A 9,640-nucleotide genomic window follows, 5' to 3' on the forward strand; every position below is an offset into this window, starting at 1 on the left:
AGCTGCCCTCTGGTCAGTCTTGAGCTCCTCGAAAAAACCGCGTTGACACGCTTCGTTTGCCCGCTTACATGAGCGCCCACCAGCCCAGATGGCGGAATTGGTAGACGCGCACGGTTCAGGTCCGTGTTCCGCAAGGAGTGGAGGTTCGAGTCCTCTTCTGGGCACCAAATTCCCGTTTCAGACGATCTGACGCGATGAGCAAAAAGCCCGGATTTTCCGGGCTTTTTTGTGCCTGCAACTCGTCTCGGGTTAAACCGTTCCTATCTTGTCTGTTAAGCCGAGGTTCCGTGATGCCCGCGCCGTTCAAGGAGTGGAAGGTTCTGCCGCATGGCAGGCTCTCTCCTGTCGACGACGATATTCTGACGGTGACCGGCGACATACCGATGCCGGTCGGCAACCTGAAACGGCGCATGACCGTGGTGCGATTGCGCGACCGACGGCTCGTCATCTTCAGCGCCATCGCGCTCGACGACGAACAGATGCGCGCGATCGAGGCCTTCGGCCAACCGGCCTTCCTGATCGTCCCTAACGACCATCACCGGCTCGATGCAAAGCCATGGAAAGATCGCTATCCCACCCTGCAGGTGATTGCACCGGCGGGCGCGCGCAACAGCGTCGAGAAGGCGGTGCATGTCGATGCGGCACGCGGCGACTTTGGCGATCCCGACGTCAAGCTCGTCACCGTCCCCGGAACCCGTGATCGCGAAGCGGCGCTGCAAATCGACGGACCGAACGGCATGACGCTCGTTCTCAATGATATCGTCGGCAACATCCGCGGCGCATCCGGTTTTGCCGGCTGGGCATTGCGCATGATGGGATTTGCCGGTGATGAGCCGCGTATACCCTGGCCGGTCAAGCTGACGATGGTCGGCGACAAGGCGGCACTCGCAGCGCAATTGAGACGATGGGCTGACCTGCCGGCGCTCAAGCGCATCCTCGTCTCGCATGGCTCCGTCATCACCGATGATCCGCAGGGGGCGCTGCGCAAGCTGGCGAGGTCGCTCGGATAGCTGACAGCGTAGCGGCCACCTGCCCTTCCGGCCAGTCCCTGAACAAACCGCTTCAAACCCGCTGCCGCGGACGCTACGGTCCGGTCATGGCCCCCTCCGTCAGCCCTACGATCGCCGCCCGCCGCGACCAGATGTTCCCCGTGCTCGCCGATGCGGACATCGAGCGCATGCGCCGCTTCGGCGTGCCAAGAGCCTACGGCGCCGGCGAGCATATCGTGACGGCCGGCACGGTCTCGCCCGGATTGGTCGTCATCCTGTCGGGCAAGGTCGACATCACGCAGGCCAGCGGTCTTGGCCCGCGCGAGGCGATCATCACCTATGGTCCGGGCAATTTCATCGGCGAACTGGCGCAGCTTTCGAGCCGGCCGTCGCTCGTCAATGCCGAGGCGACCGAGCCGGTCGAAGCCATCGTCATCCCCTCGCAGCGGCTGCGCGATCTGATGGTGCAAGAGGCGAATCTCGGCGAGCGCGTCATGCGCGCGCTGATCCTGCGCCGTGTCGGCCTGCTCGAGAGCGGCACCAGCGGGCCGATCGTCATCGGCCGTCCCGGCAATGGCGATGTGCTGCGGCTGCAGGGTTTCCTCACCCGCAGCGGCCTGCCGCACCGCGCGCTCGATTCCGACACCGATCCCTGCGCCAAGACGCTGATCGAGCGTTTTCATGTCGATCCGCACCATCTGCCGATCGTGCTCTGTCCCAACGGCAAGCTGCTGCACAATCCCGGCGAAAGCGATCTCGCCCGCTGCGTCGGGCTGCTGCGGCCGCTCGACGCCGGCAAGATCTACGACGTGGCCATCGTCGGCGCCGGGCCGGCAGGATTGGCGGCCGCGGTCTATGCGGCCTCCGAGGGGCTGTCGACGATCGTGCTCGACTGCCGCGCCTTCGGCGGGCAGGCGGGGGCATCCTCGCGCATCGAGAACTATCTCGGCTTTCCGACCGGCATTACAGGCATGGCGCTGATGGCGCGCGCCTACAACCAGGCGCAGAAGTTCGGGGTCGAGATGGTGATCCCCGATGAAGCCAAATTGCTCGGCGCCGCCGACAACATGGCCGGCTACCGGCTGGACGTTGGCGACGGCGAGACCTTGCGCGCGCGCACGGTGGTGATCGCCAGCGGCGCGCGCTACCGTCGCCTCGACATCGCCAATATCGCGCAGTTCGAGGGCACGTCGGTGCATTACTGGGCCTCGCCGATCGAAGCACGGCTCTGCCGGGACCAGGAAGTGGCGCTGGTCGGCGCCGGCAACTCGGCCGGCCAGGCGGCCGTCTTTCTCGCCAGCCAGGTGCGCAAGGTGACGCTGTTGGCGCGGCGCGACAGCCTTGACGCCACCATGTCGCGCTATCTGGTCGAGCGGATCGTGGCGCAGCCGAACATCGAGGTGCTGACGGAAACCGAGGTCGAGGCGCTCGACGGCCATGACGGCAACCTCGACCAGCTGTGCTGGCGCAACCGGGTCACCGGCGTGGCGACGACGCGGACCATCCACCACCTCTTCCTGTTCATCGGCGCCGACCCGAACACCGACTGGCTGGCGCGTTGCGACGTGGCGCTCGACGCCAGGGGCTTCGTGCGCACCGGACCGGATGTGGCGCCGGGACACGGCCCGATGGAGACGAGCCGCAGCGGCGTGTTCGCCATCGGCGATGTGCGCTGCGGCTCGACCAAGCGTGTCGCGGCCGCCGTCGGCGAAGGCGCTCAGGTGGTGGCGGCGCTGCATGCCTATCTTGCGCGCAACGGCGGGCGTGCTGCTCAGCCCGAAAGGAGACCGTGATGGACGAATGCAGGCATACGGACGACATCAAGGATGTGGTGCCGAGCGCCCTCGGCTGCGAGGAATGCCTGAAGAGCGGCTCCTGGTGGGTGCATCTCAGGCTCTGCCGCACCTGCGGCCATGTCGGTTGCTGCGACGACTCGCCCAACCGCCACGCCACCAAGCATTTCCACGCCACTCAGCATCCGGTCATCGAAGGCTACGATCCGCCCGAAGGCTGGGGCTGGTGCTATGTCGACGAGGTGTTCATCGACCTCGGCGACCGCACGACGGCGCAGAACGGCCCGATCCCGCGCTTTGTCTAGCGTGCACGGAATACCGTGAGCCTCTTGCCGGGTCGCCTACTTCACCGAGCTGGTGATGGTCCTGTCGATGGCGTCGTGATCGCGGTCGTTGCCGGCAAGCGCGCCGATGATCAGCAGGCTGACGATGATCGGGACGAACAGGATCGCCACACGCGCCTGCACGTAGAAGATGGCGCGCCATTCATTGCGCTTTTCGGGGCTGTCGTTCATCGCGCTCACTCTGTCCTGCCTCCCGAAGCGGGACATAGTAGCGAAGCGTTAAGCAACCTTTTCCGCAAACGTTAACCGGCGATTTCGAGCAGGCCAATCTGCCAATCGGTGGTCGACTGGTCGGCCAGTCGCCTTGGCACTTTGCCGATCAGATATTCCGAAAATAAGCGAATTCTAATTACATTGACGATGGCGGTTTAACGTCAATAGAAAGGAGGTGGGTTCTTGGTGGGGTGCGGGGAATGCTTGGGGAGACGGTGCGCGCAATATTTGCGCGCGGAAGACTGCGTTGTTGCAGTCGTATCCGAAACAGTTTTGATCAACGCGAAGAAGCGGCTGGGGTATTTTCATGACCCCCGCCGGATCTGTATCGGTTTCGGTGATCGTCAATACTTACAATTGGCCAGGGGCGCTGAAGCTCAGTCTCCAGTCGCTCGCCTGCCAAACCGACCGCTGCTTCGAGGTGATCATCGCTGACGACGGATCGCGCCAAGACACGGCCGATGTGATCAAGCTCTTTACCGACTCCGCCTCGATCCCGATCAGGCACGTCTGGCACGAAGACATCGGCTTTCGCCGTTCCGCAATCCTGAACAAGGCGATAGGCGAGGCGTGCGGCCCCTATTTGATCTTCGTCGACGGAGACTGCATTCTGCAGCCCGACTTCGTTGCCCAGCATCGGGCGCTTGCCAAGCCGAACTACGTCATCACCGGCAGCCGCATTCTGCTCAGCCAGGAATTCAGCAAGCAATTGCTGGCGGCAGGGACGTGGAACTACCGAGCATTCCGCCGGAATATCCTGCGGCACCGGTTGAAAGGCGACATTTCCAAGATCGTTGCGTTTTTCGTGCGGCTGCCCTGGCGGACGATGTCGGATTATCGTTCCTTCGTCTTCCGGCGCATTAAGGGCTGCAACCTCGCCTGTTGGAAAAGCGATGCGCTGTCGGTCGGCGGCTTCGACGAGACCTTCACAGGCTGGGGTTATGAAGATGCCGACTTCGTTTTCCGGTTGCAGGATAAGGGCATCATCCGGCGCGCCGGCACCTGGGCGACCGAGGTGCTGCATATCTGGCACAAGCCTGCAGATCCGAGCCGCGCTGCCACGAACCAGAAGGTAGTGCTCGATAGAATAGAGGCTGCCCGCCTTCGCAACAAAGCGGCGTGACGAATGCTGCCCTAGGATCGGACTCCAAAGGGCTTGGATATCGGGCACGATAAAACAATCGCTTGGAGCGCGTTAAAGGCCGTTTTCAACAAGCGACCCATTTTTAAACGCCAAACTTGGTATAAAGCTGTGCCAGCGGCGAACCAGCCGGTGGCGGTGTGTGCTTTACATCGCGCAGCTTCTCGTTCCACAGATGCAAGGTCAGCGTCTGCTCACTCAGAACCGCGTCTAGCGAAAACGCCGGATCATAGACAGCCTGCGCTTGGCGGTAATCGAGCGGATAAAAGACTTCTCGTGGCAGTGCAGACTCAAACCGCCCATGCTTGCGGGCCAGCGCCGTTATCGCACCGGGACCGTAAGTTCCCCAGGGGAGGTCGGCTGGTCGCACCGGCAGGCCGATGAAGTTCTTGAACCGGGCCATGCGCGCTCCCCGCTTGCGCGTCCAAGGCGGAAAGTAGTTGTTGCAGAAGAGGCCCTCCAGTTCGGCCGTCATCGGCAGACCGGCATCGAGGTAAAGGACGGCGCCGTTGATGAGAGTCGCGCTCTCAAGACCGAACAAGCAATCTCCGTCAATGTTCACCTTCTTGAGGCAAACCACGTCGAGGTCGGACCACAGTCCGCCAGCGATCAGCTGAAGCCGATAGCGGAAATAGTCGGAGGCGAGCGCATAAGAGCCGGTCTCCCCATGCCGTAGACGCTTCATGCTGGTAAAGGGAACAGTGAGCTCGGCGTCGATCAGATCGACTTCGGCCGGCACGTTTGCAACAGGGTTGTAAACATGCAGGCGCACGGCGTGTCCGCAGGCCAGCCAGGAGGCTATCGACAGCAATTCAACACGACCGAGTCTGTCGCCAATCCAAAGCATGTTCACTGCAGGAGCAGCCATGTTGCCCGCCTTCTCGTGTTTCTCTATGCGACGCAGAGGGGGCGCCTCCCGACTTGCAGGAGGCGGCTGTCTTAATTGATCTCGAGAGAAACTCAATCGTATGTCGTTGCTCAGCCGCAAATGCCGGTCCTTTAAGCGTCGTCACAGATTGCTGAGGCGCACCGCCGCCTCGCCTATTTCGCTTGTTTGGTGGGGAAGTTTCGAAGGCGGCGGCGGGGCGACTGTCGGCGATCTGCATGCGGTAGAAAACCTATCGGCGGCGCTACGCCGGGCCGGCCATGACCATCAAGTTCTGAGCCATCCGGCCTTGGGCATTGTGGACCACTGCCAGGTGAGGGACCTGTTCGACGTGCGCCGCGAAATCGAAACGCTGGTGTTCGTCTGCGGCCCCATCGTTCAGACCGACGAATTGGTAGACCTGCTAGCGGTGCACCGGAAAGCGAGGAAGCTCGCGGTTGGCGTCAGCGTCATTTCCCGGCACCGGCAGATGGCTGCCCGCTTCGAAGCCGTGCTGGCGCGCGACGGCCTATCAAGACAATCCTTCGATCTCGCCATTTCGCGTTCTCTGCCCTGCGCAGTACCCGAGCCCGGCAAGCGGCTGAAGGCTGGACTGTGCTTGCGTGGCGACCAGCGGGATTATGGCGATGGCATGACCGAATGGGCGAAGGCTGAGCGTCTTTTGTTGCAACTTGCCGAAACCTTCGGTCTCGATACCGAGCCGATCGACACAGTGTTGAGGCCCGGGAATGAGGCAACAAAGATCGAGCAACAGTTCGAGACCGTCGACCTGGTACTGACAACGCGGCTGCACGGCTCGCTCTATGGGCTTTCAAAAGGCAAGCCGGTGATTGCCATCGACCAGATCAAGGGAACGGGTAAGGTGAAACCGATTCTCAACCGCATCGGCTGGCCGCTCGCTTACTCGATCGAGGAAGCCAATGAAGCTCTGCTCGCCGGCCAGATGCGCCAGGTCCTGATCGAATGGCCAATCGAGATGGTCACCAGTTCGCAGGCTACGATCTTGGACCTGTCTTCCAAGGCTCGGGCCGATGCCGTGGCCCTGATTGATGGGAGATAAGGGATAGCACCGAGCACAAACGCTTAAAGAACGGGCTAGCCTTCCTGGCAGGCGGTCAAAAGGCGGTCGGCTCTGGTCGGCGGGTGGGAGGAACAGCGGGCAACGCGAACAGCCGGCCGCCGGCCGGCACGACGTCATCGATGCCGGCGAGCCGCAGGCAGTGCCAGGCCATGGCGTGGTTGGACGAGGTGACGGGAATGCCGATGCGTTGCTCCAGTTCCGCCACCGCCTCGGCGACGCGCAGGCTGGTGCAGGAGATGAAGATCGCTTCCACGCCGGGCGCCGCCGCCATGCGCTCGGCCGCGGCCTCGATCGAGGCGAGCGAGATGCGGGCCGCCTCGCGGTCGTCGCGCCGGTCGAAAGTAGCGACGGCGGCGATATCGAGGCTGCGTCCGGTGAAATAGGTGACGAGACCCTGGTTGATCTCGGGGGCATAAGGCGTCAGCAGGCCGATGCCCTTGGCGCCGAGCGCCTTGAAGGCGGCAAGCGCGCCCGTCACCGGCGTGGTGCAGGCGACGCCCGGCCGCGCCTTCCTGATCTCGGCGAAGACGGCTTCCTCGCCGAGCGTCATGGTGGCCGAGGTGCAGCCGAAGCCGACGACGTCGAGCGGAATGCTGGGCAGGATGAGGTCGACGGTCGGCGCGATGCGCGGGCCGATGGCGCGCAGCGTGTCGGGGGTGATGTCGTTGTCGTTGAAGAGGCGGGCCTCGTAGAAGGCGACGCCCGGAATGCGCACCAACGCGCGGAACTCATGCTCCAGCGTCTGGTCGGTGGCGAGGATCGCAAGCCCGATCGCCGCGCGCGAGGCAAGGCCGCCGTCGAGTTCGGACGGAAGCACGCCCAGATCGACCGGCTTGGCATCGACCGGCTTGGGATCGACCGGTCCCGAAGATTGAGGGCGGGTAGCAGCCGCGCTGACAGACATGGCATTTCCCTTTCTTGGCCGATCCCTCCGGGATCATGCTCTCAATTCAAAAGACCGTCCATCGAGATGGCCGGTTTGCGGCCGGCGATCAGGTCGGCGGTGATGCGGGCCGAACCGTGCGACATGGTCCAGCCGATATGGCCGTGCCCGGTGTTGAGATAGAGGTTGCTGAGGCGGCGGCGCCCGAACTCGGGCAGATTGTTCGGCGTCATCGGCCTCAAGCCCGCCCACATCTCGGCGCGGTCGTAGTCGGCGCCCTCGGGATAAAGCTCCTGCGTCACGCCCTTCATGAAGGCGAAATCGGCCGGCTTGTGGCTGGTGTCGTAGCCGGCGAATTCCGCCGTCGCGGTGACGCGCAGCCGGTCGCCGAAGCGCGACACGGCGACCAGATTGTGCTCGTCTATTGCCGCGATGGTCGGCGGCCGAGGCCGGTTGCCGATCGGAATGGTCAGCGAATAACCCTTGATCGGGTAAATCGGCAGGCTGATACCGACGGTCTTCGCGATCAGCGGGCTGTAGGAGCCGAGCGCCAGCACATAAGCGTCGCCCTTGACGCTGCCCTTGTCGGTCAGCACCTGGGTGACGCCATCGCCCGAGGTCTCGATGCCGGTGATGGTCGTGCCGGTACGGATCTCGCCGCCGCGCTCGGCGACCTTCGCGGCAAGCGCCCGGGTGAACTTCGCCGGGTCACCGGTCTCATCGGTCGGGCAATGGATGCCGCCGGCGATCTTTTCCCGCGCGGAAGCCAGCGACGGGTCGAGCGCGACGATGGCGTCGCGGTCGAGCACCTTGATCAGCTGGCCGTCCGATTCCAGCAGCCGCATGTGCTCGACGCCTTTATCGAGCGCCTGCTGGCTGCGATAGAAATAGAGGATGCCGCGACCGTTGCGGTCGTAGTCGATCTGCTCGTCGGCAATCACCTCGTGCAGCACGCTCTGCGAATAGACGGCAAGCCGATGCTTGAGCAGCGTGTTGCGCCTGGCCTTCTCGGCCGTGCATTCCATCAGGAACAGCCACGACCAGCTGTAGAGCGTCGGATCGGCCGAGAGCTTGAAGCGCAGCGCCTGATCCTTGAGCACCAGCGATTTCAACAGGATTAATGGCGCCCTGGGCGACGACCAGACGAAGGAATGTCCCGGCGCGATCATGCCGGCATTGCCCCAGCTGGTCTCGGCGGCGACTTGGCTCTGGCGCTCGAGGACGACCACCTCGTGCCCGTCCTTCTGCAGCTGATAGGCAGTGGTGACGCCGACAACGCCGCCACCCAACACGATCACGCGCATCACGCCTCCGGAGATCGCATGTTGTTAGGCAGTTTAGTCGGTGGATTGCGGTCTGCAATGGCACAGGCACCGAGATGTCGGCGGGACAGCGCCCCTCTCTGGCCTGCCGGCCATCTCCCCCACGAGGGCAGGGGAATCGCAGATAAGTTGATTGGCTATTGCCAAGCCGCAAAAGAAGGATTCTTGAGAGGCTTTCTCGTAGCAGAGGAGGCCCGAGTGCGGCTTGTTTTGTCGATCCTGCAAGCAGTTCGCGATCCGCGCGACATCAACGCGCGGCATGATCTTGCTGAACTTCTGTTTCTGGCGCTGGCGGCGACGCTGTGCGGGGCCAAAAGCTGTGTGGATATTGCGGAGTTCGCAGAGGGGCGCGAGGAGGAGCTGAAAGAGTTCATCGAGCTGAAGCATGGGTGTCCGAGCCACGACACCTTCAGCCGGGTGTTTCGGCTTCTTGATCCGCAGGAGTTGTCGGATGCGCTGAGCGCCTTCATGGCGGCATTGCGGCGTGAGCTTGGGCTCGGCCCACCGCGTGGCGTGGTGGCCGTCGACGGCAAGGCGCTGAGGCGCGGTTATGAGAAGGGCCGCGCCTTCATGCCGCCGCTGATGGTCAGTGCCTGGGATGCCGAGACGCGGCTGGCGATTGCGGCAACGCGGGCGCCGGCCTCCGACGAGGTTGCGGCGACGCTGGCGCTGCTGAAGAGCCTGGATCTCAAGGGCTGCACGGTGACGGCCGACGCCTTGCATTGTCGCCCCGAGACGGCCAAGGCGCTGCTGGCGCAGAAGGCGCATTATGCCCTTGGGCTGAAGGCCAACCGGGGTCGTCTGTTTGCCGCGGCCGAGAAAAGCTTCGCCGCGGCGGGCGAGATCGCCGGCTTCGAAACACGCGACAGCGGCCATGGCCGCACCGAAGTGCGCCGCGCCAGCGTGCTGCCGCTTGCCAGGCTCAAGGACGCGCCCGCCTTCCCCGGCCTCAAGGCCATTGGCCGTGTCGAGGCCCTGCGCACCACTG

10 protein-coding genes and 1 tRNA gene are annotated in these 9,640 nt (G+C 63.6%); 7 read left to right on the top strand and 4 right to left on the bottom strand.

The window, feature by feature from the left end; all coding sequences use genetic code 11:
- The first annotated feature begins 82 nt into the window (after window positions 1-82).
- The 4 genes from A9K71_RS27320 (at window position 83) to A9K71_RS27335 (ending at window position 3,087) form a co-directional block, all read left to right on the top strand.
- Window positions 83-167 (top strand) — tRNA-Leu (locus A9K71_RS27320).
- Window positions 168-290: 123 nt separating this feature from the next.
- On the top strand, window positions 291-1,010 hold the full coding sequence (locus A9K71_RS27325) for a hypothetical protein (RefSeq protein ID WP_067003231.1): 720 nt from the start codon (window positions 291-293) through the stop codon (window positions 1,008-1,010).
- Between the two features lie 86 nt (window positions 1,011-1,096).
- Window positions 1,097-2,782, top strand: coding sequence for a cyclic nucleotide-binding domain-containing thioredoxin-disulfide reductase (locus A9K71_RS27330; RefSeq protein ID WP_067003233.1), 1,686 nt, complete (start codon window positions 1,097-1,099; stop codon window positions 2,780-2,782).
- Window positions 2,782-3,087, top strand: a complete 306-nt coding sequence (locus tag A9K71_RS27335; protein ID WP_067003235.1) for a UBP-type zinc finger domain-containing protein — start codon at window positions 2,782-2,784, stop codon at window positions 3,085-3,087. Before A9K71_RS27330 ends, A9K71_RS27335 begins: the two co-directional genes overlap by 1 nt.
- Window positions 3,088-3,123: 36 nt before the next feature.
- Here A9K71_RS27335 and A9K71_RS30955 read toward each other — a convergent pair whose 3' ends face one another.
- The gene (locus A9K71_RS30955; RefSeq protein WP_143749609.1) at window positions 3,124-3,306 is read right to left on the bottom strand and encodes a hypothetical protein; all 183 of its coding nucleotides are present in this window, start codon (window positions 3,304-3,306) and stop codon (window positions 3,124-3,126) included.
- A 340-nt stretch (window positions 3,307-3,646) separates the two neighbouring features.
- On the opposite strand from A9K71_RS30955, the gene A9K71_RS27340 reads away from it, so the two are divergent.
- Window positions 3,647-4,462 carry a glycosyltransferase family 2 protein gene (locus A9K71_RS27340; RefSeq protein ID WP_067003237.1) on the top strand — a complete coding sequence of 272 codons (816 nt, stop codon included), beginning with the start codon at window positions 3,647-3,649 and terminating at the stop codon, window positions 4,460-4,462.
- Between the two features lie 103 nt (window positions 4,463-4,565).
- Here the strand turns inward: A9K71_RS27340 and A9K71_RS27345 are convergent, their stop codons facing one another.
- Window positions 4,566-5,348, bottom strand: a complete 783-nt coding sequence (locus A9K71_RS27345) for a hypothetical protein (protein ID WP_082980735.1) — start codon at window positions 5,346-5,348, stop codon at window positions 4,566-4,568.
- Between the two features lie 100 nt (window positions 5,349-5,448).
- Between A9K71_RS27345 and A9K71_RS27350 the strand changes: the two genes are divergently transcribed.
- The gene (locus A9K71_RS27350) at window positions 5,449-6,426 is read left to right on the top strand and encodes a polysaccharide pyruvyl transferase family protein (RefSeq protein ID WP_156752773.1); all 978 of its coding nucleotides are present in this window, start codon (window positions 5,449-5,451) and stop codon (window positions 6,424-6,426) included.
- Window positions 6,427-6,481: 55 nt separating this feature from the next.
- Here A9K71_RS27350 and A9K71_RS27355 read toward each other — a convergent pair whose 3' ends face one another.
- Window positions 6,482-7,351 carry an aspartate/glutamate racemase family protein gene (locus A9K71_RS27355; protein WP_082980736.1) on the bottom strand — a complete coding sequence of 290 codons (870 nt, stop codon included), beginning with the start codon at window positions 7,349-7,351 and terminating at the stop codon, window positions 6,482-6,484.
- Window positions 7,352-7,392: 41 nt separating this feature from the next.
- Window positions 7,393-8,634, bottom strand: a complete 1,242-nt coding sequence (locus A9K71_RS27360; RefSeq protein WP_067003242.1) for a D-amino acid dehydrogenase — start codon at window positions 8,632-8,634, stop codon at window positions 7,393-7,395.
- 216 nt (window positions 8,635-8,850) lie between these two features.
- Here A9K71_RS27360 and A9K71_RS27365 point away from each other — a divergent pair.
- Window positions 8,851-9,640: ISAs1 family transposase (locus A9K71_RS27365; protein WP_067003244.1), on the top strand; the 790-nt coding region annotated here is incomplete at its 3' end.

Source organism: Mesorhizobium sp. WSM3873 (assembly GCF_001672445.1).
Lineage (GTDB): Bacteria > Pseudomonadota > Alphaproteobacteria > Rhizobiales > Rhizobiaceae > Mesorhizobium.

What these genes read in the sequence shown, in the direction of transcription:
- A9K71_RS27330 (WP_067003233.1), top strand. Translation starts at nt 1,097, where the DNA reads ATGGCCCCCTCCGTCAGCCCTACGATCGCCGCCCGCCGCGACCAGATG.
- A9K71_RS27345 (WP_082980735.1), bottom strand. Translation starts at nt 5,348, where the DNA reads ATGGCTGCTCCTGCAGTGAACATGCTTTGGATTGGCGACAGACTCGGT.
- A9K71_RS27335 (WP_067003235.1), top strand. Translation starts at nt 2,782, where the DNA reads ATGGACGAATGCAGGCATACGGACGACATCAAGGATGTGGTGCCGAGC.
- A9K71_RS27340 (WP_067003237.1), top strand. Translation starts at nt 3,647, where the DNA reads ATGACCCCCGCCGGATCTGTATCGGTTTCGGTGATCGTCAATACTTAC.
- A9K71_RS27350 (WP_156752773.1), top strand. Translation starts at nt 5,449, where the DNA reads ATGTCGTTGCTCAGCCGCAAATGCCGGTCCTTTAAGCGTCGTCACAGA.
- A9K71_RS27325 (WP_067003231.1), top strand. Translation starts at nt 291, where the DNA reads ATGCCCGCGCCGTTCAAGGAGTGGAAGGTTCTGCCGCATGGCAGGCTC.
- A9K71_RS27360 (WP_067003242.1), bottom strand. Translation starts at nt 8,634, where the DNA reads ATGCGCGTGATCGTGTTGGGTGGCGGCGTTGTCGGCGTCACCACTGCC.
- A9K71_RS27355 (WP_082980736.1), bottom strand. Translation starts at nt 7,351, where the DNA reads ATGTCTGTCAGCGCGGCTGCTACCCGCCCTCAATCTTCGGGACCGGTC.